This is a genomic window from Kutzneria sp. NPDC051319 (assembly GCF_040682195.1).
GTDB lineage: Bacteria > Actinomycetota > Actinomycetes > Mycobacteriales > Pseudonocardiaceae > Kutzneria.
In genome coordinates, this window is record NZ_JBFBAM010000061.1 from 1 (window position 1) to 24911 (window position 24911).

26 protein-coding genes are annotated in these 24911 nt (G+C 70.0%); 14 read left to right on the plus strand and 12 right to left on the minus strand.

Going from position 1 to position 24911, the window contains the following annotated elements; genetic code table 11:
- Positions 1–115 precede the first annotated feature (115 nt).
- The gene (locus AB0M73_RS37795; protein ID WP_363901626.1) at positions 116–1234 is read right to left on the minus strand and encodes an SDR family oxidoreductase; all 1119 of its coding nucleotides are present in this window, start codon (positions 1232–1234) and stop codon (positions 116–118) included.
- A 157-nt stretch (positions 1235–1391) separates the two neighbouring features.
- Between AB0M73_RS37795 and AB0M73_RS37800 the strand changes: the two genes are divergently transcribed.
- Positions 1392–1694 carry an antibiotic biosynthesis monooxygenase gene (locus tag AB0M73_RS37800; RefSeq protein ID WP_043724269.1) on the plus strand — a complete coding sequence of 101 codons (303 nt, stop codon included), beginning with the start codon at positions 1392–1394 and terminating at the stop codon, positions 1692–1694.
- Here the strand turns inward: AB0M73_RS37800 and AB0M73_RS37805 are convergent.
- Both AB0M73_RS37805 and AB0M73_RS37810 read right to left on the minus strand, forming a co-directional pair.
- On the minus strand, positions 1669–3408 hold the full coding sequence (locus AB0M73_RS37805) for an FAD-dependent monooxygenase (RefSeq protein WP_363901629.1): 1740 nt from the start codon (positions 3406–3408) through the stop codon (positions 1669–1671). The genes AB0M73_RS37800 and AB0M73_RS37805 overlap by 26 nt on opposite strands.
- A 63-nt stretch (positions 3409–3471) precedes the next feature.
- Positions 3472–4302, minus strand: coding sequence for an AraC family transcriptional regulator (locus AB0M73_RS37810; RefSeq protein WP_363901632.1), 831 nt, complete (start codon positions 4300–4302; stop codon positions 3472–3474).
- Positions 4303–4420: 118 nt separating this feature from the next.
- Between AB0M73_RS37810 and AB0M73_RS37815 the strand changes: the two genes are divergently transcribed.
- Genes AB0M73_RS37815 through AB0M73_RS37825 form a run of 3 tightly spaced genes read left to right on the plus strand, consistent with a single transcriptional unit; the run spans position 4421 to position 6979 of the window.
- Positions 4421–5176, plus strand: a complete 756-nt coding sequence (locus AB0M73_RS37815) for an MBL fold metallo-hydrolase (RefSeq protein ID WP_363901635.1) — start codon at positions 4421–4423, stop codon at positions 5174–5176.
- Positions 5173–6222 (plus strand): helix-turn-helix domain-containing protein, encoded by a 1050-nt coding sequence (locus AB0M73_RS37820; RefSeq protein WP_363901638.1) that lies wholly within the window; start codon positions 5173–5175, stop codon positions 6220–6222. The genes AB0M73_RS37815 and AB0M73_RS37820 overlap by 4 nt, the downstream gene beginning before the upstream one ends.
- Complete coding sequence (locus tag AB0M73_RS37825) at positions 6179–6979, plus strand: NAD(P)-dependent oxidoreductase (protein ID WP_363901640.1); 801 nt, start codon at positions 6179–6181, stop codon at positions 6977–6979. The genes AB0M73_RS37820 and AB0M73_RS37825 overlap by 44 nt, the downstream gene beginning before the upstream one ends.
- A gap of 83 nt (positions 6980–7062) precedes the next feature.
- Here AB0M73_RS37825 and AB0M73_RS37830 read toward each other — a convergent pair whose 3' ends face one another.
- Positions 7063–8208 carry a DUF222 domain-containing protein gene (locus AB0M73_RS37830; protein ID WP_363901643.1) on the minus strand — a complete coding sequence of 382 codons (1146 nt, stop codon included), beginning with the start codon at positions 8206–8208 and terminating at the stop codon, positions 7063–7065.
- A gap of 510 nt (positions 8209–8718) precedes the next feature.
- Here AB0M73_RS37830 and AB0M73_RS37835 point away from each other — a divergent pair.
- Both AB0M73_RS37835 and AB0M73_RS37840 read left to right on the plus strand, forming a co-directional pair.
- Positions 8719–9297, plus strand: a complete 579-nt coding sequence (locus AB0M73_RS37835) for a phosphotransferase (RefSeq protein WP_363901646.1) — start codon at positions 8719–8721, stop codon at positions 9295–9297.
- A gap of 32 nt (positions 9298–9329) precedes the next feature.
- Positions 9330–9863: a GNAT family protein gene (locus AB0M73_RS37840; protein ID WP_363901649.1), complete on the plus strand. Its 534-nt coding sequence runs from the start codon at positions 9330–9332 to the stop codon at positions 9861–9863.
- Positions 9864–9869: 6 nt separating this feature from the next.
- Here the strand turns inward: AB0M73_RS37840 and AB0M73_RS37845 are convergent, their stop codons facing one another.
- The gene (locus AB0M73_RS37845) at positions 9870–10247 is read right to left on the minus strand and encodes a hypothetical protein (protein WP_363901652.1); all 378 of its coding nucleotides are present in this window, start codon (positions 10245–10247) and stop codon (positions 9870–9872) included.
- Between the two features lie 392 nt (positions 10248–10639).
- A complete protein-coding gene (locus AB0M73_RS37850) occupies positions 10640–10963 on the minus strand; it encodes a helix-turn-helix domain-containing protein (RefSeq protein ID WP_363901655.1) in 324 nt (107 codons plus the stop codon).
- 72 nt (positions 10964–11035) lie between these two features.
- Here AB0M73_RS37850 and AB0M73_RS37855 point away from each other — a divergent pair, with 72 nt between their 5' ends.
- Positions 11036–11857: an alpha/beta hydrolase gene (locus tag AB0M73_RS37855; protein ID WP_363901658.1), complete on the plus strand. Its 822-nt coding sequence runs from the start codon at positions 11036–11038 to the stop codon at positions 11855–11857.
- 38 nt (positions 11858–11895) lie between these two features.
- Here the strand turns inward: AB0M73_RS37855 and AB0M73_RS37860 are convergent, their stop codons facing one another.
- The 3 genes from AB0M73_RS37860 to folE form a co-directional block, all read right to left on the minus strand.
- Positions 11896–12348 carry an HNH endonuclease gene (locus AB0M73_RS37860; RefSeq protein ID WP_363901661.1) on the minus strand — a complete coding sequence of 151 codons (453 nt, stop codon included), beginning with the start codon at positions 12346–12348 and terminating at the stop codon, positions 11896–11898.
- A 67-nt stretch (positions 12349–12415) separates the two neighbouring features.
- Positions 12416–13285 (minus strand): LysR family transcriptional regulator, encoded by an 870-nt coding sequence (locus tag AB0M73_RS37865; protein ID WP_363901664.1) that lies wholly within the window; start codon positions 13283–13285, stop codon positions 12416–12418.
- A 10-nt stretch (positions 13286–13295) separates the two neighbouring features.
- A complete protein-coding gene (gene folE, locus AB0M73_RS37870; protein WP_363901668.1) occupies positions 13296–13883 on the minus strand; it encodes a GTP cyclohydrolase I FolE in 588 nt (195 codons plus the stop codon).
- Between the two features lie 164 nt (positions 13884–14047).
- Here folE and AB0M73_RS37875 point away from each other — a divergent pair, with 164 nt between their 5' ends.
- Both AB0M73_RS37875 and AB0M73_RS37880 read left to right on the plus strand, forming a co-directional pair.
- Entirely contained in the window at positions 14048–14668 is a 621-nt protein-coding gene (locus AB0M73_RS37875; protein ID WP_232241522.1) for a transcriptional regulator, read from the plus strand.
- Positions 14669–14777: 109 nt separating this feature from the next.
- Positions 14778–15983, plus strand: coding sequence for a glycosyltransferase (locus tag AB0M73_RS37880; RefSeq protein WP_363901671.1), 1206 nt, complete (start codon positions 14778–14780; stop codon positions 15981–15983).
- Between the two features lie 20 nt (positions 15984–16003).
- Here the strand turns inward: AB0M73_RS37880 and AB0M73_RS37885 are convergent, their stop codons facing one another.
- Positions 16004–17521, minus strand: coding sequence for a long-chain fatty acid--CoA ligase (locus AB0M73_RS37885; protein ID WP_363901674.1), 1518 nt, complete (start codon positions 17519–17521; stop codon positions 16004–16006).
- A gap of 103 nt (positions 17522–17624) precedes the next feature.
- Between AB0M73_RS37885 and AB0M73_RS37890 the strand changes: the two genes are divergently transcribed.
- Positions 17625–18710: a TetR family transcriptional regulator gene (locus AB0M73_RS37890; protein WP_363901677.1), complete on the plus strand. Its 1086-nt coding sequence runs from the start codon at positions 17625–17627 to the stop codon at positions 18708–18710.
- On the opposite strand, the gene AB0M73_RS37895 is transcribed toward AB0M73_RS37890, so the two are convergent.
- Both AB0M73_RS37895 and AB0M73_RS37900 read right to left on the minus strand, forming a co-directional pair.
- Positions 18711–20099, minus strand: coding sequence for a pentapeptide repeat-containing protein (locus AB0M73_RS37895; protein ID WP_363901679.1), 1389 nt, complete (start codon positions 20097–20099; stop codon positions 18711–18713).
- A gap of 18 nt (positions 20100–20117) precedes the next feature.
- Entirely contained in the window at positions 20118–21257 is a 1140-nt protein-coding gene (locus tag AB0M73_RS37900) for a molybdopterin molybdotransferase MoeA (protein WP_363901681.1), read from the minus strand.
- 163 nt (positions 21258–21420) lie between these two features.
- Here AB0M73_RS37900 and AB0M73_RS37905 point away from each other — a divergent pair, with 163 nt between their 5' ends.
- The 4 genes from AB0M73_RS37905 to AB0M73_RS37920 are packed head-to-tail and all read left to right on the plus strand — an operon-like array spanning position 21421 to position 24911.
- Complete coding sequence (locus AB0M73_RS37905; RefSeq protein WP_363901684.1) at positions 21421–22635, plus strand: MFS transporter; 1215 nt, start codon at positions 21421–21423, stop codon at positions 22633–22635.
- Positions 22635–23459, plus strand: a complete 825-nt coding sequence (gene fdhD, locus AB0M73_RS37910) for a formate dehydrogenase accessory sulfurtransferase FdhD (RefSeq protein ID WP_363901687.1) — start codon at positions 22635–22637, stop codon at positions 23457–23459. The genes AB0M73_RS37905 and fdhD overlap by 1 nt, the downstream gene beginning before the upstream one ends.
- A 13-nt stretch (positions 23460–23472) precedes the next feature.
- On the plus strand, positions 23473–24333 hold the full coding sequence (locus AB0M73_RS37915) for a LysR substrate-binding domain-containing protein (RefSeq protein ID WP_363901690.1): 861 nt from the start codon (positions 23473–23475) through the stop codon (positions 24331–24333).
- Between the two features lie 41 nt (positions 24334–24374).
- Entirely contained in the window at positions 24375–24911 is a 537-nt protein-coding gene (locus tag AB0M73_RS37920; protein ID WP_363901693.1) for a hypothetical protein, read from the plus strand.

Here is a 24911-nt window from a genome sequence, read left to right on the forward strand (position 1 = left end):
AATTGAACGGGGTTGGGCAGCAGCCCGCAACGTATTACCCCCGCGAGCCCCGCTCTCGGGCAAGCATGTGTTGAGTTCATGCCTGCCCGAGAGCGGGACTCGCGGTTTGACCGGGCTATCGGCTCAGCGAGGGGACTGTGCGGGGGGAGGTGGCGTGGTTCTGGTACCAGATCTGGAAGTCGCGCAGGACGGCCAGGTCCAGGCGCCAGGAAGAGACCGCGGGGGAGGGCACCGCGGCGAGCAGGCGGGAGCGGTCGAAGGTCTTCGCGCCGGTGAGGTACGAGCGGAAGAAGTCGATCTTCCGGTCGAAGTCGCGGTCGGCGGGGGCGAAGCCGGCGTCGGAGTAGGTGTAGTGCGGCCGGGGCAGGCCGGCGACGTCGAACATGAGGTCGAGGCCGTCGCCGAGCCGGATACCGGTGGGATGCGTGAGGTGGAAGACGCCGGCGTGGCCGGACAGGCTCAGCGACACGGCGTCGGCGGCGACGAGGTCGACGGGAGCCAGGTCGACGGGCGTGAAGGGGTCGGCCCGAAGCCGCAGGGGGCGAGTGCGGACGGCCGGGTCGCCGAGCATGGAGAGCATGCGCTCGACCTGCACGAGCTGGCGGTGGATGCCGTACATGCCGGAATGGCCGCCCACCACGGCATGGGTGACGCTGTGCCCGATGACGATGCCGGGCCGCAGGATCCGCTTCGCCATGCCGTCCGCGGCCAGCACGACCCACTCGGCGGCGATCTTGCTTTCCTCGTAACGGTTGTTGTGCAGCGGATCGGTGACCGCGCGCTCACGGACCGTTCCGGAACGACGGCCGGCCACGTAGGCGGTGCTGAAGTGGTTGAAGGACCGGCAACCCAGGGCGGACGCCAGGTCGACGGCGTGGCGGGTGCCGAGCACGTTGGTGCGCTGCAAACCTTCCCAGTGCCGTTCCTCGTAGCGCTGGTCGGCGGCGCAGTGCCAGAACTCGGTGGCGCCGGCCGGGAAGCGGGCGGGATCGACGCCACAGAGCGGAAGATCCACATCGGCCGCCACGGCGACGCAGCGGTGCCGGATGTCGGCGTCGAACACCTCGCCGTGGCCGAAGGCCCGGGTGGCGGCGCCGAGGGCGGACGTCAGCCGGGCGGCGGCGTCGGAGCGGCCGGGGCGCACGAGGCAGGCGACGTCGACGTCGGTGCGGCGCAGCAACTCCAGCACGAGCGCCGAGCCGACCAGCCCGGTTGCTCCGGTGACGACGTGCACGAAAAGCCCTCTTCCCTGCCTGCGGCGGTTCTTCGATGCTAGCCATCGGGCGGGGTCGGTTCAGCGGACGTTCGGGCCGACTTGCCCAAACAAAGGTGCCTTGTCCAGGCCGAATGTGTGCGCTGGGCCACAGCCGCGCCGGGCGTAGGCTGGCGGCATGGCAGTCGTGAAGATCAACGCGGTCGAGGTGCCCGATGGCCAGGGCGAGGAGATGGAGAAGCGGTTCGCCGCCCGCGCGGGCGCGGTCGACTCCGAGCCGGGCTTTCTCGGCTTCGAGCTGCTCCGCCCGACGGGCGGCGACAACCGCTACTTCGTCTACACCCGCTGGGAGTCCGACGCGGACTATCAGGCGTGGGCGGCCAAGGCGTTCGGCAACCACGGCGGCGGCCGGCCGGTGGGCACCGGCTCCAGCCTGCTGGAGTTCGACGTCGTGATCAGCGCGGGGCCGAAGCAGGCCTGACGATCGAGGTGTACGCCCGCGTCAGCGCGGCCGCCGGATCGTCCGGCAGCCGCGCGGCGCGCCAGGCGATGTGCCCGTCCGGGCGCACCAGCAGGGCGCCGTCCTCCTCGATCTCCCTGGCCCGCAGCCATTCCCCGTACGCGTCGCGCAAGCCGTCGACCCCGATCCTGGTCACGGTGACGGGCAGCGCCGCGGCGGCGTCCACCCAGGCCGTCCCGGAAATGCCGGTGAGCAGCGTGAACCGGCCCTGGCCGACCAGGTCCAGTGTGGACAGTCGGTGGCCGTTCGCGCCGACCAGCCACGCGTGCGGCAGCCGCGCGCCGGGGCGGGTGGTGCCCTGGTAGTACAGCTGCATGTCCCGCCGGAACACCTCTTCCGGCGAGCCGTCCGGGATCACCGCCGAGGACTCGTAGCGTTGGTTCATCTCCACGCCGTGCGCGTTGAACTCGTAGTTCTTCAGCTCGATGGCCTCGGCCATCCGGGCCCGCCGCGCCGCCCCGTCCGCGTCCGGCGCGTCCAACGCCTTCATTCCCAGGGTGATCGCCTCGTCGTCCCCGCCGCCGGCGATGCCCAGCGTCTCGAATATCGGCAGGAACTGGTCGCGGCTGAGGTTGGCCCGGTCCACGATCTGCCTGCCCACCGGCGCACGCTCGGCGGTGTAGCTGTCCAGCAGCGCCGCGTCGGCCTCGCCGCGCACGACCATCGCCAGCTTCCACGCCAGGTTGTACGAGTCCTGAATGGACGTGTTGGAGCCCAGGCCGTTTGACGGCGGGTGCCGGTGCACGGCGTCGCCGGCGCAGAACACGCGCCCGGCCGAGTACTCGGTGGCATAGCTGTGGTTGACCGTCCACAGTGACGTCGAGCTGATCGTCACGTCCAGGTCGTCGTCGCCGACCAGGTCCCGCACGATGGCGGTGGCCGCCTCGTCGTCGACCTCCGGCGGCGCTTGGTCGATGTCGTAACCCCAGGTCAGCAGCCACTTGTGCCACGGCCGCACGCAGCGCACCAGCCCCATGCCGATGCCGCCGGTCTCGGCGCCGGGCCGCATCACCCAGTACAGGATGCTCGGCCGGTGCTGGACGTAGCGGCTCAGGTCGGCGTCGAAGACGATGTTCATGCTGCCGGCCTTGCCGGTGCGCCCGGCGACCGGCAGGCCGAGCTGCTCGGCGACCAGGCTGCGGCCGCCGTCGGCGCCGATCAGGTAGCGGGCGCGGATGGTCTGCGTCTCGCCGCGCACCCGATCCAGCACGGTCGCCGTCACACCGTCGTCGTCCTGGTGCAGGGAAAGGAATTCCGTGTCGAAACGGACCTTCGCGCCGCGCTCGGCCGCGCGGGAGACTAGGATCGGCTCCAGGTAGGTCTGCGGCAGGTCGATCATGCCGCACGGGCTGGCCATGGCGTACTCGGTCGCGGTGGCGTCACCGGTGCCCCAGGTGCGGATGCGGCCGATCTCCTCGCCGGCCAGCGACGTGCACAGCACCGTGTCGCCCATCAGGTGCTGCGGCGTGCCCTGCGCCTCGGCCTCGGCCTGCACGCCGAGATCCCGCAGGACCTCCATGGTGCGCTGGTTGGTGATGTGCGCCCGCGGCGTGTTCGCCACCCAGCCGTACTTGGTGATGAGCGTGGTGCGCACGCCGTACGTGGCCAGCAGCAGCGCGGCCGACCCGCCGGCGGGTCCACTGCCGACGACCAGGACATCCGTGTCGTGGGTCATCGCCAGAGTATTGCCGGGCCGTACCGGTCACGCCTGCACGGAATGCGCGCCGCACTGCACGTTCTATGCACGGACGCGCAGCGCGCCCGGAGTTGTGCCCAGCCGTGACCGCATTACCCGGGTGAGGTGCTCCTGGTGGCTGAATCCACATCGGACGGCGATGTCGGCGATCGGCAGCGTGGTGTTGCGGAGCATGCGCTGGGCGTGCCGCAGCCGGAGGCCGACGAGGTAGCGGTGGGGCGTGTCGCCGGTGCTGGCCTTGAACTGGCGGACGAACTGACTGACGCTCAGCGCCGCCGCGTCGGCGAGGTCGGACAGCGGCAGCGGTTCCGCGATCCGGGCCTCGATCAGCTCCCGGACGGCCGCGAGTTGGCGCTCGGTCAGTCCCACGGCCGGCAGTGGCTGCCGGCGGCGGGCCAGGTGGCTGGCCAGCAGCGCCGTCAGGTGGTCGACGTATGTGCGCGCCGACGGCTCCCACTCGCGCAGCACCCCGTCCAGCGCGAGCATCAGCTGCTCCACCAACGGATCGACCGCGCCGACCTCCTCGGCCAGCTGTCCCTTTCCGTCTTCGAAGGCGTCGTCCGTGAGGTAGACGTGCACGGTGTTCAGGCTGCCGCCGAGCTCGACCGTCAGATCATGCCCGGCCGGGTGCACGAAGAGGCCGCCCGCCGGCACCGTGCACGGGCGGTTGTGGCCGCGGCTGACCTTGACCGGGCCGTCCAGGTGCAGGATCACCGTGCTCGTCGGAGCGGCGTCGAAGCTGGCGCGGTAGGCCCGTTCCGCCTGCGTGGACAGGAACAGCCGATCCCAGCCCAGGCCGGCGCTGGACCGCCTCGGCCGCACCCACGGCTGGCTCAGGATGCCGTTGGTGTCACGAAGGCCGAGTTCGCGCACTTCTTGAGTCTACGCCGTTGATAGTTGAACTCACAACTACTATCGGTGGCTGGAATCGATCGGTGTTCGGCGGACCGGCCACTCACCGTGAGAACGTCCGTTCTCCGAGGATCGGCTCATGACCACAACGGTGCAGTTCGTCGGCGGTCCGACCGCCCTGATCGACCTCGGCGGCGTCCGCTTCCTCACCGACCCGACCTTCGACCCGCCCGGCGACCATCCGATCGGCGATCGCGTCCAGGTGAAGCTGATCGGGCCGGCCCTCGGCCCCGACGAGCTCGGCCGCGTCGACGCCGTCCTGCTGTCTCACGACCAGCACCCGGACAACCTCGACGACCTCGGCCGCGAGTTCCTCGGCCGGGTGCCGCTCGTGCTCGGCACCGCCGGCACGGCGGAGCGGATCGGCGGCGTGGCTCGCGAACTGCCGCTTTGGCGCAGCGTCGACGTGGGCGGCGTGCGGGTCACCGGCGTGCCGGCGCGGCACGGCCCGATCGGCAGCGAGTACCTGACCGGCGAGGTGCGTGGCTTCGTGCTGTCCGGCCCCGACCTGCCGCGCGTCTACGTCAGCGGCGACAACGCGTCGCTGGGCATCGTCCAGGAGATCGCCGACAACCTCGGTCCGATCGACATCGCCGTGTTGTTCGGCGGCCATGGGCGCAGCGCTGTGATGGATGCCTACCTGACGCTCGGCGCCGACCAGTTGGCCCGGGCCACCGAGATTCTCGACGCCGGCATCGTCGTGCCGATCCACATCGACGGTTGGGGCCACTTCACCGAGGAGCGGTCCGCCGTGCCCGCCGCGTTCGCCAAGCGCGGCCTGTCCGACCGCCTGGTGATGCCCGCGCCGGGCGAGGTGGTGATACTGGCCGAATGAGGCGGGACAAGGCCACCGTCGCGGTGCTGATGTTCGACCGGGCCCCGATGTTCGAGACGTCGGTGCCGATCAGCGTGTTCGGCGTGGACCGGACCTCCAGCGGCGCGCCGGCCTTCACCATCCGGCCGGTCGCCGCGGAGTCCGGGCCGTTGACCACCACCGGCGGCATTCAGGTCGTGCCGCCGTACGGGTTGGAGGCGTTGGACGGGGCCGGGATCGTCGTCGCGCCGTCGTGGCGGAACTCCGCCGAGCGACCGCCCGAGCCCGCTCTTCGGGCCCTTCGTGCCGCGCATGAGGACGGCGCTTTGGTCGTCGGGCAGTGCATGGGGGCTTTTGTGCTCGCCGCCGCCGGTCTGTTGGACGGCCGGCGTGCCGCCACTCATTGGTTCCATGCTCCCGTGTTGGCCGCCTCGTATCCTCGGGTCACCGTGGATCCCGGTGTCCTGTATGAGGATGACGGCGATGTGATCACCAGCGCCGGCACCGCCGCCGGTATTGACGCGTGTCTGCATGTCGTGCGCCGGCTGTGGGGCGCCGAGGCCGCGACCGCCATCGCGCGGCGGATGATCGTCGCTCCGCAGCGCAGTGGCGGGCAGGCCCAGTACATCGACCATCCCATCCTCGCCATGCCCGACGGCGACCAGCTCGCGCGGGCCATGACTTTCGCCTTGGAGCATCTCGACGAGCCCCTTGAGGTCGACGCCCTCGCCGCCCAGGCGCTCCTGTCCCGCCGCACTTTCGACCGCCAGTTCCGCGCCGTGGTCGGCATTTCTCCCCTTCAGTGGCTGCTGCACCAGCGGATCTTGCAGGCGCAGCGCATGTTGGAGCAGACCGACCTGCCCGTCGACGCCATCGCCCGCCGGGTGGGCTTCACCGCCGGTGTCTCTCTTCGCCCTTCGTTCCGCCGTATTGTCGGTGTGAGCCCTCAGGATTATCGGAACACGTTCAGGCCCAGGGGAGTTGTCGATGGCGGAGACGGTCGCAGTGGTCGGGGTCGGTCGCATGGGCACCCCGTTGATCGCCCGGCTGGTCGCGGCCGGTCATGATGTGGTCGCCACCGACCTCCTCGACCGCCGCTCCGTCGTCGAGGCCGCCGGCGCCCGTTGGGTCCCCGACCTCCGCTCGTGCGACGTCCTGCTCACCTTGTTGCCCGGCAACGCCGAGCTGGCCGCCTATTCCCCCGTGGACTGTCGCTTGTGGGTAGATCTCACCAGCGGCTCTTTCGACGCCGGTCAGCGCCACCATGATGTCCCTCGTCTCGACGCCCCCATGGGCGGCGGCGTGTCTGCGATGCGCGAGGGCACCATCACCCTTTACGTCGGCGGCCCCGCCTCTTTGTTGGCCTCCGCCACCCCTTTGCTGCGCTCTTTCGCCTCCACCATCCATCATGTCGGCGATCACGGCTCCGGCTACTTGGCCAAGCTCTTGATCAATCTCCAGTGGTTCGGCCATGCCCTGCTCGCCACCGAGTCTTTGCTTCTGGCCCAGCGCCTCGGCCTTTCCCCGGACGTCATGCGCTCTGTGCTGCTCGGCAGCGCCGGCGACAGCGCTTTCGCTTCCCGTCACTTGCCTTCGCTGCTTTCGGGCGACTACCTCCGCGACTTCGGTCTCGCCCGCTGCTTGGAGGAGATGGAGTCCGTCGAGCGCGCCGCCTCCAGTGCCGGCACTCCTCACCCCGTCACTTCCCTCGTCGCCGACCTGCACCGCTCCGCCTTGGCCCATTTCGGCCCCGTCGACGGCGAGCTGATGGGCCCCGCCTGGTTGGAGTTCCAGGCCGGCTTCCCCCTGTCCGAGGGCCGTTAGCGCCGCGCGTTCGTTCGGCCTTCGACCACGTGCGCCGCTGACCCGATCCCTTGCCGGCGCGGCCATAGCCGTGCCCGGCTTCTTTACCTCGCGTCCTCTAGCCCGTCGGAGAACACCGGCCTGTGGTCCACCATTTTCACCGTCCATCGGCTGTGGTGGATTAGCCTGTGGTGGGCTCCGCAGAGGAGGACCATGTTGTCCAGGCTGGTCGGTCCTCCGTTCGCCCATTCGACTACGTGGTGGGCGTGGCATCGCGCCGGCTCCGTCTGGCATCCCGGGAACGCGCAGGTGCCGTCCCGCTCGATCAGCGCCTTGCGGATCCCCTTCGGGGCCGTGCGCTGCTGCCGCCCCACATCCAGGATCTCCTTACCGGCCCCCAGCACCAGCCGCATGACCGTGCTGTCGCAGGCGATCCGCCGTGCCTCCGCAGCGCTCATCACGCCGCCGCCTTCGACCTTCGCCACACCCGTGTTGTCCATGAAATCCTGGAACGACATCGACAACGTCAGATGAGGGCGTTCGCCGCCTTGCTCGGGCAGGCCTTCGCTACGGGAGGCGAGCTCGATGATCTCCGCGAACGCATCCCCCTGCCGCTCAGCCGTCGTGCGCGGGTCTGTCCCGGAGGTGGGCTTGGCCAGCGCACTGAGCATCGCCGCGATCTTCACCCCGTACTCCTGGTCAAGCTTTCCCCAGAACACCATGCTGCCGTCTATCTTGCGTTCGAAGCGGAACTCCCGCTTCGGCTCCCGTAGTTCACGGTCGTCCGGGGCTTTGCCGTCCTGGTCGAGGTGGAACAGGATCCGCTGGGCGATGTTCTTGAACTCGCCTTCGTCGAACTGGACGTTCTCCAACAACGACGCCTCAACCCTGTCCCGCTCGACCGCCGGCGCGATCCGCAACGTCTCGTGGATGACCTTCAGATGCTGCCGACCCAACACCCCGTCGCGACCCGCCTCACGGATCGCTTGGCTGTGGAACAACTCCGCGTACCGAAGCCGCTCACGCGCTTCCCTGACCGTGAGCTGCCAGCGGATCACCATTGTCGACACGATCGAGGTCCGGTCCTCTTTCGACTTCACTGACCGGTTCCAGACTTCCCACACCCGCTCCAGCTGCTGGATGTAGAGCGCCCGATACAGGCTCTCGGCTTCTTCGCCGGCTTGCCACAGCTCCAGTTCGCCGTGCTGCCACCCTTCGGTGTCGGCAGGGAATTTAGGATTCGCTGACATACCCCCATTCTACTACCCTTATGTGATCGATTTCCGTTACGCACCAACCTGTACACGATCGTGGCAGCCTTCAATCCCTTCGCTGGAAAGCGCTTTCCAGCACCCCCCTCGCGACGCTTCCTCCACAGAGATCAGTCCTCACCCTCCGACCCGTCCCGAGCCTTCTGTAATCACGCGCACCCGCTCAACCCTTGTCGCGCAACGCACCCCGCTCACCCACCCATCTCGCGCCCCCTCCACTCCAGCACCGCATGCCGAAGAGAGAATGCTTGTTGTATAGGCAGAGGCCGGCAACCGCGCGGTGCGGACACCCGACGCTCCCAACGCACCCAACGCACCCAACGCACCAACGCACCCAATGCGCCAACACGCCAACGCACCCAACGCACCCAACGCACCCAACGCACCACCGCACCCAATGCGCCAACACGCCAACGCACCCAACGCACCACCGCAACTCAAGGATTAACGGCGTGTGGCAGTTCGCTTCGTGAGGCTAAAGTCCCTCTCATGGAGCGCCCCTTCGAAGTAGTCACCACCGGTCACTCCGGCACCCGGGTCCTCCGTTTCCTGGACGGCTCCGGCTACCTCAAAACCGCTCCCCCCGACGACATTGCCGCCGCCGACCTGATCGACGCCGAGCGCGACCGCCTCCTGTGGCTGCGTTCCCGCGACATCCCGGTCCCCACAGTCGTCGACGCCGGCCGCGGCTGGCTGCACACCGCCGCAGTCCCCGGCCGCCCCGCCTCCGACCCCTGGCCACCAGACCACCGCAACCGCAACCGCATCATGACGATCATGGGCGAGACCCTCCGCCACCTCCACTCCGTGGACCCCTCCGACTGCCCCTTCGGCACCGGCCCGGTCATCGGCCCGGTCACCAGCCCGGTCATCGGCCACGGTGACTACTGCCTCCCCAACGTCCTGATCGCCGACGACGGCACCGTGCACCTGATCGACGTCGGCCGCGCCGGCCTCCTCGACCCGTCCGTAGACATCGAGGACTGCCTGAACAGCATCCGTGGGCCGTTCAACCCGCAGTTCGACGAGGCTCACGCCACCCGGTTCCTCGCCGCCTACGGCACCTGACTCGCTTGCCGACCACTGCTACGGTCCGGGCCATGCTGACCGGGAAGCTTGTGCGGCTGCGGGCGCTCGAACCGTCCGACGCGGGGGCGCTCTACCGCTGGAACGAGGATCCGGCGGTGCTCCAGTGGATGATCAACGAGTATCCCGACTCCCTGGCCCAGTTGACCAAGCGCCTGGGCGAGGAACGGCCGCGGAACACGTACGACAAGCTGATCCTCTGCATCGAGACGCTGGCCGACCGAACCCCGATCGGCGTCATCGCCCTCACTGACGCCGAACCGGAGAACGGCCGGGCGGAGCTCGACGTCTACGTCGGAGAGGCGGCCTATCGCAATGGCGGCTACGGCACTGACGCGATCCGGGTGCTGTGTCGTTACGGCTTCGACCAGATGCGCCTGCACGGCATCACGCTCTGGGTGGTACCCGAGAACGGGGCGGCCCGGCACGTCTACAAGAAGCTCAGCTTCGTCGAGGAAGGCCGTGAGCGCGAGCGTTTCCGCCGCGACGGCCGGTGGTACGACCTGATCATCATGAGCGTGCTGGAAGGCGAACTGGTCGAGGACTGACGGTGCTCAGGCTTGTCCGGAGCGTGCAATCAAAGCCGGAAAGACCCGGGCGAACGACGCCAAGCTCTTGAACGGCTCCCCGGACAGCACGCGGTTGGCGATGGTGAACGGTAAGGCGGTGTGCCCGTTGACGATCACCGCCGGCGTCGCGTCCGACGTCCAGACGCCGCCGTAAACCTGCACGAGCACCTCACCGGTGTAGGCGCCAACCAGCTTCCACCACAGGTCGAGCCGCTCCCCGCCCAGAGGTCCCTCGGCCAGCAGCCGCTCGCACACGGAGTCGAGGCGCACCAGGCTGTCGACGGTGAAGTCGAGCTGCTCGGAGAACTCCTTGGCGGCGAGGGTCACGCACTGCTCGGCGACGAAGCGAAGGTCGGTGGACACGACGGGAATCGTGACACGGGGAAGGGCCCGTGCGCAGCGGAATTGCCCAGGAATCCCCTCTGCGCCAGGTAGGGGCGGCATAAGGGGGTGGGAATACCCTGAGCTCCCAACGGTTGGGATGGTACCCGGCGTCCCACTGCTGCGGCGGCAAGCTCGGCCGGTTCTCGGCCCTGCCAAGGAAATTCGAGGAACACCTGGTAGCCGCCGCCGACCAGGGCGACGTGAAAGCCGTCGGTGAGGATTCGCCGCATGGCGGTCGGGCGTGGGTCTCCCATGAGTCGTCGTCGCAGGCCCCGGCCTCGGCGGTGAGGCAGATGCTGTGCTGTTCCTGGATGGCTGCAGGCAGTTGACCGGCAGCAGCAGTTCGAACGACAGCCCGAGGGTGTCCAGGGTCAAGAGGCGCTCCCGACGGCCCATTCGCAGATGGCGGCGAGGGGCTGTTCGAGGGTCTTGCCGAGTTCGGTGAGGGCGTACTCGACGTGCTGGGGCGGCGTGGACTTGAGCACGCGGCGGTCGACGAGGCCGTCGGATTCCATGTCCCGCAGGGTCTCGGTGAGCACCTTGGCGCTGATGCCGGGGATGCGGCGGCGGAGCTCGGCATGGCGCTGGGGGCCGGCGAGCAGGGCGTAGACCAGCAGCACCCGCCACTTGGAGGCGAGTCGTTCCAACGCCTGCCGCGTGGCGCAGCTCTCCAACAGCACATCCGGCACCAACACGGGGAAAGGTTACCGCGAAGTGCCTTCTGGTCGCGGGGAAACCGCCGATCTAGGGTCGGCGCCATGACACGAGTGACGTTCCGGGCCGACGGTGTCGAACTGGTCGGAAACCTTTCCCTGGCAACGGATGCGCCGGCTGTAGTGCTGACGGGCCCGTTTACGGGTGTGAAGGAACAGGTGGTGGGCACCTATGCCCGTCTCCTGCACGAGCGAGGCGTCACGACCCTGGCTTTCGACCACCGGGGCTTCGGCGAGAGCGGCGGCCGGCGGGCGCACGAGGACAGCCAGGGCAAGCTGGCGGATTTGCGTGCGGCGGTGGAGGTGCTGGCCGAGCACACGGCAAGGATCGGCGTGGTGGGCGTGTGCCTGGGCGGCGGCTACGCGGTAAAGGCGGCGGCGACGGATCCCCGTCTCCAGGCGGTGGTGGGTATTGCCGGCGCGTACAACAGCCCGGCCCGTTTCAGCGCCGATCCGGGCTATCGCCAGGCGATTCGGTCGTTCATCGACCGCTACGACGAAGAATTGCCGGCGGTGGCGCCGAACAACGGCCTGGCGGCGATGGCCGGGGACGAGCCGTACGCCTACTACGGCACCGATCGGGCCATGGCCGAGCACTGGGAGAACCGGGTCACCTACGGCTCCCTGCACGCCATGATGACCCTCGACGCCCTCGGTGCGGCGCCGCTGCTGGCCGAAACCCCGCTGCTGGTCGTGCACGGCCGCAATGACGATTACTGCTCGCCCGATCTGGCCGCGGCGCTGTACGAGGAAACGGCCGGGAAGAAGGAGATTCTCTGGCTGGACGCGCACCAACACATCGACCTGTACGACGTGGAACCCTACGTCTCGCGGGCGGCCGATGCCGCCGCGGAATTCCTGCACCGCGAATTGTGACGGGAACCGCCGGCCGAAGCCGGCGGTTCCCGGTGCTGTCAGGCGTAGAGCTCGGCCCAGGTCGGCACGTGCGGGGTGATGAGCAGCTGCATGCCGGCCTCGGCGGGCAGGCGGTTGCCCTTGCGGGCGTTGCAGCTGCGGGCACTGCCGCCGCAGCAGGCGACGGTGTTGAGCCAGCTGGTCCGGGCGCCGCCGCGCGACAGCGGCACGATGTGGTCGATGGTGTCGGCGGGACGGCCGCAGTAGGCGCAGCGGTGGTTGTCACGCCTCAGGACGGCGCGGCGGGTCCAGCTCGGCGGCCGGCTGTAGCGCCACTTCATCACCACGTACCGCACGAGTCGCACGACCCGAGGCAGCGGGTAATGGCCGAACTTGGTGCCGGCGTCGGCCTCGTGGATCTCCGCGACCTCACGTATCAGCATTCGGACGGCGTGCGGGACCGACACGGTGTGCAACGGTTCCAGACTCGCGTTCAGCACTAATACGCCCATGACCTCCCACCTCCTCTCGTCGATAATCTTGTGCGCGCGAGAAGGGGGCGTCAATCGGTATATCGGGTCAGTCCACTGAGGACAACGCGCCGAACACGGCCCGGATCCGCGGCAGGTGCTCCCGGCCGCGCCGCGTTCCGATGTGGACGGTGTTGACGACGGGCTGGGAAGGCCGGTGCAACACGGAAAGCCGGCCGGCGGCCAGGTGCTCCTCGACCAGGTAGTGCGGGGCGATGGTCAGCCCGGCCCCGGCCAGCACGGCCGCGACGACGGCCCGAAAATCGTTGACGACCAGCGCCGGCGCCGGCGGCCGAATGGCCCAGCACTCCCGGAAATAGCGCCGGGCCATCGGCATCTCCTCGGAGTAGCCGACGAACCGCCGCTCCTGCTCGGGCTCGTACGGCTCGTCGCCGGACCGCCCGACCAGCAGGAACCGCTCCTCCAGCAGCTGCACGAGGTACATCCGCCGGGTCGGGACGCCCTCGATCTTGGTCAGCAGCGCCACGTCGATCTCGTCCCCCAGCACGGCCTGCACGAGATCGGGCGACAGCCCGACCCGGCACCGCACGGTCAGCCCTTCGGCCAGCAGCGGCGCCATCCGGGTGACCACGAACCGTTCCAGCAGGTCGACGGGGGCGCCGACGAAAACCGGCCCGGCCCCGGACAGGGTCGCCGAGCGCAGCCCGTCCAGCGCGCCTTCCAGGGCGTCGATGTGCTCGGCGACCTCGGCGGCGAGGCTGTGCCCGGCCTCGGTGGGCGTGATGCCGCGCCCGGCCCGCCGGAACAGCGGCCGCCCGACCGACTCCTCGATGGCCTTGAGATGGTGCGACACGGCGGGCTGCGACAGCCGCAGCGCCTCGGCCGCCCGCGCGACCCCGCCCGTCCGGTACACGCTCAGGAACGAGCGCAGGGCGACCAGTTCGGGGCGGTTCGTCACCCGAGTCAGCTTATTTGACCCCGGCCAGCGCGAAGAACTCCTGGCGCGACCGCGCGTCGGATCGCAGGACGCCCAGCATCGTCGACGTCACGGTGCTGGATCCGGAGGCCTTCACGCCCCGCAGCGTCATGCACGTGTGCTCGGCCTCGATCACCACGCCGACGCCCTTGGGCGCCAGCTGGGTGCTCAGCCAGTCCGCCACCTGCTTGGTCAGTCGCTCCTGGACCTGCGGCCGGCTGGCGAAGTGCTCGACGACACGGGCCAGTTTGGACAGTCCGAGGATGCGCGCGTCGGGCAGGTAGCCGACGTGCGCAACGCCGACGAACGGCAGGAGGTGGTGCTCGCACACCGACCGCACGGGGATGCTGCGGGCCAGCACCAGTTCGTCGTAGCCTTCGTCGTTGGGAAACGTGGTCAGGTCGAACGGCCGCGGCGTGAACAGCTCGGCGTAGGCCCGGGCCATCCGGCCCGGCGTCGCCCGCAGGCTTTCGGTGTCCGTGTCCACGCCCAGCGCGCGCAACAGGTCGCCGGCGGCGCGCTCGGCCGCTTCGAGATCGACACCGGTTGCGGGCTCGTGGACCACCCGTAACGCCTGCATGTGACCTCCTCGACCGTAGTTTCGCCAATAGATGTTGGTCTTATCGCCGTCGCAGGTCAAGAAGTGTGGTTGCGGACACGCTCGTAGGCGATATTCTGGGCAGGGTGAGCACCGATCGGGCGATCAGCGCCGTGGCCGCCCTCGACGACAACCTGCGCCGAGGCATGTTCGACTTCATCCGCGCCGCCCGGCATCCCGTGACCAGGGACGAGGCGGCCGCCGCCGTGGGCATCTCCCGCAAGCTGGCCGCGTTCCACCTGGACAAGCTGGTCGACGCCGGTCTGCTGCGGGCCCACTACGAGGGCGTGGGCCGGGTCGGGCGTGCCCCGAAGGTGTACGAGCCGTCGGACGTGGACGTGCAGGTCAGCATCCCGTCCCGGCAGTACAACCTGCTCGCCGACATCCTCGTCGACGCCGTGCTGACCGACGATCCGCGGGGCTCGGCCGAAGGCATCGCCGCCGACCGTGGCCGCGAGTTCGGGGTGGCCGAACGCGAGGAGGAGCGGCCGGGGCGGCTGGGCACCGAGCGCGCGCTGACCATGACGTGCCGGCTGCTGACGCGGCACGGCTTCGAGCCGCTGCGGGACACTCCGAGCACCGTGCGGATGCGGGACTGCCCGTTCCATCCGTTGGCGTCGAAGGCCCGTGACCTGGTGTGCGGCATCAACCGCGCGTTCCTGGAGGGCGTGATCGACGGGCTGGAGGCCCGGACCGTGGAGGCGGTGCTCGCGCCGGACGGCGCCGGAGACTGCTGCGTAGAGCTGCGTCCGCGCGAAGAGGACTGACGGCTTTTCCTGCCACTTCACTCTATAACCGATGGGGGGACTTGCCGCAAGGCCCCCGTACGGGCTCACAATCGCCCTCGTAAAGCGATGAGTGACGGGGGTATTTCCCATGCGAGTGTTGCTGTCGACCATCGGGTCGCGCGGTGACGTCCAGCCCGTGGTCGCCCTGGCCCTGAGGCTGCGGGAAATCGGGCACGAGGCACGGTTGTGCGCGCCGCCGGATTTCCGGGAATGGGCCGAGGGGCTGAGTGTCGAATTTGTGCCGCTTGGTTCCGAGGTGCGGCCCGGCACCAAGCCGGACTCCGAGTTCCGGCGGCTCGGGGCCACCCCGGAGGGCCGCCAGCAGCTGATGGACGGCACCGTGGCCACGCAGTTCGAGACACTGCTGCCGGCGGCCGAGGGCTGCGACGTGGTCCTGGGCTGGTCGGCGCTCCAGGTGGCGGCGCCGTCGATAGCGGAAAAGCTCGGTATTCGCCACGTCTACGCCACATACAGCCCTAATCAACTCCCTTCCGGGCAGCATCCGCCGATTCCGCTGCCGGGCTGTGTGCATCCGGCCGGCGCCGACAATCGCACGCTGTGGGAGATGGAATCGCGGCGGTGGAATGAGCAGTGGCGGCGGGCCGTCAATTCCAACCGGGCCAGGATCGGGCTCGGACCGATCGAGGACGTGCTGAGCCACATGAACTCGCCACGGCCGTGGCTGGCCGCCGACCCGGTGCTCGGGCCCTGGCCGGGGTCGGACGGGCTCCAGGTCACCCAGACCGGGGCGTGGCTGATGCGGGACGCGAGGCCGCTGCCGGATGAGCTGGCGCGGTTCCTGGACGCTGGTGAGCCGCCGGTGTTCTTCGGCTTCGGCAGCACCGGCGACGCCCAGGCCGAGGTCGTGAACACGATGGTGGCGGCGGCGCGGGCCGTCGGCCGTCGGGCGGTGATCTCCAGCGGCTGGGCCGATCTGGCGCTTGCCGCCGCGGCCGACGACGTGATCGTCATCGGCGAGGCCAACTTCCAGGCGCTGTTCCCGCGCATGGCCGCGGCCGTGCACCACGGCGGCTCCGGCACCACGACGGTGACCTCGATCTCCGGCACGCCGCACGTGATCGTGCCGCATCGCTACGACCAGTTCTACTGGGCGGAAAGGGTTGAGGCGCTGGGCATCGGCACCCGGCACGAGGGCACAGAGCCGACTGTCGAGTCGCTGACCGCCGCCGTGGACCGCGCGCTGCGGCCCGAGGTCGCGGTGGCAGCCAAGGCCGTGGCGACCGAGATGGTGCGTGACGGCGTCGAGACCGCGGCGAATCTCCTTGTGAGTTAAGCGGTGTTCAATTTCTTGGATCAGCGGTCCCGGCTGCTACCCCAGTGCCGGGACCGCAACACCCGCTTCAGGATCTTGCCGGCCCCTGACACCGGCAACTCCTCGACGAATTCCACCGAACGCGGAGCCTTGTAGCCGGCGATGTGCCGCTTGCAGTGCTCGCGCAGCTCGTCGTCGGCGGGCTCATGGCCGTCGGCCAGCACGACAACGGCATGCACCCGCTCGCCCCACTGCTCGTCCGGCACGCCGATCACCGCGCACGCGGCCACCGCCGGGTGCTTGGCCAGCGCGTTCTCCACCTCGGCCGAGTACACGTTCTCGCCGCCGGAGACGATCATGTCCTTGAGCCGGTCGACGATGTGGACGTAGCCGTCGTCGTCCATGTAGCCGCCGTCGCCGGTGTGCATCCAACCGCCGCGCAGCGCCTTTTTCGTTTCCTCGGGCTGATTCCAGTAGCCCAGCATCACGTTGTCGCCGCGCACCACGATCTCGCCGACGGCGCCGCGGGGGACCTCGCGGTCCTGGTCGTCCACGACCATCACCTCGACGTGCGGCGCCGCCCGCCCGGCGGACCGGCGCAGGCTGGCGTCGTGGTGTGCCTCCGGGCCGAGCAGCGTCGCCACCGGCGCCAGCTCGGTCATGCCGTACGCCTGCGTGAACTCGGTGCCGGGCAGGCGTTTCGCCGCCCGGTCGAGGACGGCTTCGGAGATCGGCGAGGCGCCGTAGACCAGGTGGCGCAGGCTGGACAGGTCATGCTCGGCGGCCTCCGGTGAGTCGACCAGCAGTTGGATCATCGTCGGGACGAGCAGCACATCGGTCACGCGGTGGCGCTCGATCGCCTCGGCCACGCCCTGGGGAGTGAAGGAGGGCACCATCACGTGCGTGCCGCCGATCAGGTTGCGGGCGGTCCAGGCCGAGCAGTCGGCCAGGTGGAACATCGGCGCCGCGTGCAGGTAGCGGCCGCCGGGCTGGACGTACGTGCCGGCGGCGCAGCTGCCCAGCGCGGAGACGATCATGTTGTCGTGGCTGAGCATCACGCCCTTGGAATGGCCCGTGGTGCCGCCGGTGTAGAAGATGCCGGCCATCGAGTTGCCGCCGCGGCGCGAATCCGGCATGGGCTCGTGCGTGTCGACCAGGTAGTCCACGACCGCCGCGCCGCCGATGATCGTCGTCAGGCACGGGGCCAGCTCGCGCAGCTGCGGCACCATCGGCGCGAACGTCTCGTCCACGTAGAGCACGCTGGTGCCGGAGTCCTGGAGCGAGAAGGCGATCTCGCTCGGCGTCCACCGGGTGTTGACCGGCGTGACGACGGCGTCCGCCCACGGCACGGCCAGCAGGAACTCGTGGTAGATGTCCGAGTTCAGGGCCAGCAGGCCGACCCGGTCGTCCTGGCCGACGCCGAGGTCGCGCAGCGCCGCGGCCAGCCGGGCCACCCGGTCGGCGCTCTCGGCCCAGGTCCGGACGCGGTCCCCGAAGATCGTCGCCGGGAGGTCCGGGGTCTGCCGCACCGCTCGGTGCACGCACTGCGTGAGCTGCATGGCCGGCCTCCTAGAGCGTATCGTCGTTCACTTTGTACCCGATACCGCACGTAGATCGCCATGTTTTGGGCCTGATGGACCGACGTGTGGTTCACTATCGGCCATGGTCACCCGTCCCCGCGACCGTCGGCAGCAGGTGTTGGCGGCCGCCGCCCGGCTGTTCTGGCAGCACGGTTTCCACCGGGTCGGGATGAGCGACATCGCCGCCGAGGTCGGCATCGGGGCCAGTGCCCTGTACCGGCACTTCCGCGGCAAGGACGACCTGCTCGCCGCCGTGGTCGACGAGAGCCTCGACTGGTTGGAAGCCGTCCTGGCCGCCGCGCCGTCGGGCGTCGAGGGCACCATGACCGCCGTTTCCGAGGTCGTCCTGGCCCGCCGCGAGTTCGGGGTGCTGTGGGACCGCGAGGGGTGGCACCTGTCCCTGGAACAGCGCCGCACCATCCGCCGCCGGCTCCGCATCGGCGTCGAGCGTGTCGCCCAGTCGTTGGTCGCCGATCAGCCTTTGTTGCGGGCCAGGGCCATCACCGCCCTGATGGCCAGCGTTTCCTACCACCGCTACGACATCAGCGCCGCCGAGTTGCGCCGGATCGCCCAGGCCATGATCGCCGTCGAGCTGCCGGCCGTTGTGGCGGAGCCTGTGGTCGAGGGCTGCGACCCCCAGCCCGTCGTCTCCCGTCGCGAGGCCGTTCTCGTTGCCGCGTCACGGCTTTTCGCCTCCCGCGGCTCCGCCTCGGTCAGCATCGCCGACATCGGCGAGGCCGCCGGCATCGCCGCCCCCACCGTCTACGCCCACTTCGTCAGCAAGCAGGACCTGGTGGTGGCCGCCCTTTCCCGTGGCACCGAGTCCATGTGGCTGTCCCTGCACAACATTCTGCGCACCGCCGACGGGCCCGCCGACGCCCTGGACCGGGCCATAGGCGACTACTTCTCTTTCGCCACCGCCAATCCCGACCTGGTCCGCCTGTTGCTCACCGAGGTCCTCAACGTCGAGACCCAGGAGCGCACCCGCCGCGAGTACGCCCAGGAACTGGTCGCCCTCGTCCAGCGCGCCCGCCCTGCCGTCTCGGTCGACTTCGCCGGCACCGTCGTCCTCGGCGCCATCGGCATCATCAATGCCATGACCCAGGTCGCCGAGTTGCGTGGCCGCCCGGAGATCGCCGTCTTCGCCCGCGCCATCCTCTGGAGCTGATCAGGTAGCGCGGTACTCCACCAGGCCCCACTCGCCCTCGTCGCCGGGGCCGGTCGCGTTCGACGTCACCTCGAAGGCTCCGGGCTGGGCGTGTTCGACCTTCGGCCAGGTCCGGGTGACGGTGTCCGGCACGTCGAGCCGTACCCAGGTGTGGTCCATCCGCGCGTCGCCGTCGAACTGGGTGGTGTTGAAGCGGACCGAGTCGGCGAACCGCACGTGCCCGAACCTGGTGTCACCCCGGAACTTGGCTTCGCTGAACTCGACGTAACCGCCGAACCGCACGGCGACGAAGTCGGCCAGCGTGGCGAACACGGCCCGGTCGAACCGGGTCTCCCCGGCGAACTCGACGTTCGCGAAGCGGACCGCGCCCTTGAACCGGGTGCCGGCGAAGCGGGCATTGCCCTCGAACCGCACGGCCTCGAACTGCACGTCCCCGGCGAAGACCGTTTGGCTGTAACGGGCGGCCGCCTCGAACACCGTCGAGTGGAACGACGCCCCGATCGCGAAGCGGGCCTCGCTGAACCGCGCGTTCTTCACGAACCGGGCTTCGTCGAAGGCGGCCGACTTGAACTGCGCGTACAAGAACAGCGCCGGGCCGGTGAAGGTCGTGCCGACGGCGGACAGGTGCCCGGCGAAGTGCGCGTCTTCGAACGTGGCGTGCCGGATCGTCGCCCGGTCCAGCCGAGTCTCGCCGTACAGCCGCGCGTTCGCACAGGTCAGCTGGCGAACCACGGCCGCGCTGAGGTCCAGGTCGAGCAGGGTCGCGCCGGTCAGGTCGAGGTCGAGGTCCGCCCAGTGGGTATCGCCGGCCACCGCGTGTGCGCCCAGGATGCGTTGCGCCGTAAGGCGGACCTCGCGTTCCTCGCGGGGGCCGTCCTCCTCGAAGGGCATCCGCAGGTAGGCGCACAACAGGTTCACCACGGTCTGGCGCTGGTCGGCGTTGGCCTGGGCGAGGCGTTCCAGGGCGTACATGCCGGCCAGGCGGACCGGGGCCTTGTCGGAGCCGAGCTGTTCGGCGGCCTTGGTGTACAGGTCGGTGACCCGGCGCTCCAGGGCGTCGGCCTCCGACGAGGCGGCCATGCGTTCCTGGAGGGCGAAGGCGCGGTCGACCTTGTCGTGGTCGAGGTCCTTCTGGCGCAGGGCGATCTCACTCGTGCGCTGGCGGCGGGCGGCCAGCCAGAGCGCGCCGGCGCCGCCGGTGCCGACGACGATGGTGCCGGCGGTCTTGATGGCGTCCAAGCGGTTGGCGGACTGGGGTGTGCCGTCGCCGTAGGAGAGCAGCAGCCACGCGGCGACGCCGACACCGATCACTACCAGCGCCAATGCGGCCAGGGCGATGGTCCGTAAGGACAGCACGCGGTAGGTAGCGTCCGGGTCGGTGGCCTTCACGCGGCCATTCTGGCAGGTTCAGAGGGGGAGGACCTCGACTTCGGGCCCGGTCCACTGTGGAGGGACGACGGCCAGGACGTCGGCCATGGCGGCGCCCCAGAGGTTGCCGGCGCGGTCGCGGCCGACGGGGACGAGGGCGTCGTCGGTGCGAATCGCCGGCACGAGACGGGTTTCGGTGGCACGGGCGGTGACGGCGCCGCGGAGGCGGCCGGTGAGCGGGGCCATCGGACTCCGGCCGGCGAGGCCGCTCAGGAGCGGGCCCAGCAGGGTGTGGCCGGCGGCCAGGGCGGCGAAGGGGTTGCCGGGGAGGCCGACGACGTGCCGGCCGTCGGGTAGGGCCGCCAGGAGCTGCGGGTGCCCGGGGCGGCAGGCGACGCCGTCGACCAGGATCTCCGCCTTCAGTGTGCCCAGCACCGGTCGCAGATGGTCGGCCGGCCCGACCGAGGTGGAGCCGCAGACCGCCACCACGTCCACGTCGTCGCAGGCCATCGCCTCCGACAACGCCCCGGCCCGATCCGCCACGAACTGGGTGTCGACCAGCTCACCGCCGGCCGCGGTGATCAGCCCCGGCAACAGGGGACCGATGGCGTCGCGGACTTGGCCGGGCGTCGGGAGGCCCGCCGTGAGCAGCTCGTCGCCGCTCACCACCACACGCACACGGGGACGGCGGTGCACACGGAGGCTGTCGTAGCCCACGCTCGCCGCCAACCCCAGCGCCGCCGGCGTCGCGACCGTGCCCCGATGTAGAACACGTCGCCCACGAGGGATGTCTTCGCCCCGGCGGCGGATGTGGTCCCTGGCGGGAAGGACCCCGGTCACTACGCCTTCGTCTACTGTGGACAGTTCGACCGGAAGAACCGCCTCGGTGCCAACGGGAATCGGCGCCCCGGTGGCGATCTCGAATGCCTGACCGGGCTCCAGGGCGGCGTCCGGGGAACACGGTCCAGCCAGTCTGCGGCCCACCACGGTCCACGGCGCCGGCCCGCGCACCGCGTAGCCGTCCATCGCTGACGTGTCGCACAGCGGCAGCGACACCAGCGCCGGCAGATGTTCGCTGAGCACCAGTCCCAGCGCCTCGCCCAGCGTGACCGTGATCGTCTCCAGCGGCTCGGCCGCGTCCCGCGCGACCTGCCTGGCTTCCGCCCAGCCCGTGGTCATGCTATACAACTTATCACATACTGTATGCAATCTGGATCTGATGAACGGGTGGCCCGGGACCGAAGAGGTCCGGCGAACGAGGACCGGCCGGTGCGGGCGGGCAGGAACCAGGCCGGCGCGAAGGCCGGCGGGCGGCGTCAACGACTGCGGGTGGGTGAGACCGATGGTTAGTGAAGTGACCGACTTCTACGGCCGGCGGTACCGGGTCGGGGAGAGTGATCGCGAGCTGCTGGGGCATTCCAGGAACTGGGTGCTGGCGGCGGCGTGCGTGGCGATGCTGGTCGCCGGGGCGGGGCAGTACGGGTTCGGCCTGATCGTGGGCGGCGAGTACTGGCTGCTGGCGATCTGGGTGGCCACGCAAGCGGTTGCGGTGTTTCCGCTGGCCTGGCTGAGGGAGCGGCTGCACGTGCGGCCGACGCTGGCGATGATCGCGGGCGCGATGCTGACGGCGCTGGGCGATCTGTTCGCGGGAGCGTGGACGGCGGTGCTGGGCGGCCTGGGGGCGGCGATCGTCTACGGCGCCTGCTTCGGCGTGGTGGCGAAGTGGTTCCCGGAACGGCGCACGTGCCTGGGCCTGGTGAGCGGGGCGTTCGCGGCGGGGTCGGTGCTGTTCGCGACACCGTTGTCGATCATCGCCGTCGTGGTGATCACGGCCTGCGGCTTCGTGCTGCGCGAGCCGCCGCCGGACTGGTGGCCGGCGAAGCCGGACCCGCGGAAGTGGGCGCTGGACAAGACGCTGAACCTCAGCCTGAAGCACAACCGGCCGGCGATCCGTCGGTACACGCCGGGCCAGCTGCTCCGCTGCCCGACCTCGGCCGTCATGTACGTCCTGGTGGCCTGCGCGGCGGCGGCGTGGCTGTTCGACGTCGCCTACATGGCGGCCTTCGTGGCGTCCAGCGGTTGGGGGTACGCCTTCGCGGCGGTCGCGGTCTGCGTGCTCACGCTGGCCAGCGGCGTGGCCCGATGGGCGACGGGCTGGGCCGGCGAACGATTCGGTGTCGGCCGGGTGGTCCGGACCGCGCTGGCCCTGGGCGCCCTCGGCCAGCTGCTGCTCATCGTCGCCGGGCAGCACCAGGCGGCCGTCCTCCTGGTGTTCGCGGCGCTGCTGGTCGGCACCACCGCGGGCTGCTGCTACGCCCTGCTGCCCGCCCTGGTCGAGGCCCATTTCGGCGACCAGGCCGGCCTGCTGAACTTCGGCCTGGTCTACAGCGCCAAGGCGGTCGGCGGCATCGTCGGCATCGGCCTGACCACCACCATGGTCGCGACGTACGGCTACGCGGCGGGCTTCCTGCTCGCGGCGGGCCTGGGCGTGCTGGGCGCCCTCGCCGGCGGCATGCTGCGCCAACCCGGCGTCCCGCGACTGCTGGTGCCGGCCTGATGGGCCGCGTCACCACGCGGCGGCGGGTCGTTCGCGTCGTGGACGGCCGGGTGAGCGCCCGGCCGGACACGCTCGCCGCCGAGGAACCGCTGGAGATCCGGGTCGGCGGCCAGCCGCTGTCCGTCACGATGCGCACGCCCGGCCACGATTTCGACCTGGCGGCGGGCTTTCTCGTCTCCGAGGGCGTGATCGGCCGGACCGACGAGCTCAACGCCATCCGGTACTGCGCCGGCGCGACGGTCGACAACGGCAACACGTACAACGTGCTGGACGTGAGTTTGGCCCCCGGGGTGCCGCCGCCGGATCCGTCGGTGGAGCGCAACTTCTACACCACCTCCTCGTGCGGGCTGTGCGGCAAGGCCAGCCTCGACGCCGTGCGGGCGACCAGCCGGTGGTCGGTCGAGTTCGACGAGCTCAAGGTCGACATCGACACCGTCACCACCATGCCGGACACCCTGCGCACGGCCCAGCTGGTGTTCGATCGCACGGGCGGCCTGCACGCGGCGGGACTGTTCACGCGGGACGGTCGGCTGCTGTGCCTGCGCGAGGACGTCGGCCGGCACAACGCCGTCGACAAGGTGATCGGCTGGGCGCTGCGGGACAACCGGCTGCCGTTGAGCGGAACGGTGCTCATGGTCAGCGGCCGAGCATCCTTCGAGTTGGTGCAGAAGGCCGTGATGGCCGGTATTCCGGTGCTGGCCGCGGTGTCGGCGCCGTCCTCGCTGGCGGTGGAGCTGGCCGCCGAGATGGGGCTGACGCTGATCGGGTTCCTGCGTGGCACCTCGATGAACGTCTACACCGGAGGCCAGCGGCTGGGTCTCTGATTACGCTGGTCAGATGTTCAAGCCGGCACAGCTGGAGAGCTTCCTGGCCGTCGCCCAGACGCTCAGCTTCACCCAGGCCGCCGACCAGCTCGGCGTCCGGCAGTCGACGATCAGCCAGCACGTGCGGCAGCTGGAGTCGATCGTCGGCAAACAGCTGTTCCTGCGGGACACGCACACGGTCGAGCTCACGCCTGAGGGTGAGGCGATGGTCGGTTTTGCCCGCACGATCGTCGACACCGGTCGGGAGGCGGTCAGCTTCTTCGCCGGGCCACAGCTGCGCGGGCGGCTGCGGTTCGGCGCGTCGGAGGACTTCGTCTCCACGTACCTGACCGACGTGCTGCGGGACTTCCGGCGGCGGCATCCGGGCGTGGAGCTGGAGCTCACCGTGGGACTGAGTGGCGAACTGCATCGGAAGTTGGAAGCTCGCCAACTGGACCTCGTTTTCGGCAAGCGGCAACTGGGCGCGGCCCACGGGCAGCTGGTGTGGCGGGACCGGCTGGTCTGGGTGGGCACGGAGACCACGCGGCTCGACCCCGGAACGGCCGTTCCGCTGATTCTGTATCCGGAGCCGAGCGTCAGCCGCGCGCAGGCGTTGGAAACCCTTCAGTGGCACGGCCGACAGTTCCGCATCGCCTGCACGAGCACCAGCCTGAGCGGGCTGCGCGCCGCCGTGCTGGCCGGCCTCGGCGTGACCGCTCACACCCGCAGCCTCATTCCGCACGATCTCGTGGAACTCGGGGCGCACCAAGGTCTTCCGGCCCTGGGCGAGGTCGAGTTCGTGCTGTCGCCGCCGCCCCGCATACGCACCGAGACCGCCCGTGCCCTCGGCGCCGCGATCATCGCCGACGCCAACCGGCTGCGCCACGCACGCTAGAATGGTCCACCACGCACGGATTCGAGGGGAGTGCCCTCCACATGGGTAGGCGGCGCGCCACGGTCGACCACGTGCTGGGCGACCTCCGCCGCCGTGACTTCCTGCATCCGGACGTTCGCGTTGTGTGCCAACGGCTGTCGCGCGAGCGGGGCCGGCCGCTGCACCTGATCCCGCTGCCCCTGCGGACCTCGATCAGCGGCGCCTGGCTGGGCATGCCCGACGCGGACTACATCGTGTACCAATCGGTGGGTTCCAGCCCGCTGCACCAGGTTCACGTCATCTGGCACGAGATCGGGCACATGCTGCTGCCCGGCCACGCCCGCACGTGTGACGTCGACCCGGCGACACGGGACGTGCTGATGAAGGTGCTGAACGCGCTGGTGCCGAATCTCAGCCCGGCCGTGCTGCGGCGCATCCTCGGCCGCGGCGGCTTCACCGACGGCCAGGAGATCGAGGCCGAGGTGTTCGCCGGCGCGGCGGTGCGGGCTCTGGGCGAGCTGGCGCCGTCGGGCCATCGGAATCTGACCGAGGCCGAGGCGCAGGTCGTCGACGCCCTGGCCCGAGAACTGCGCGTCTGA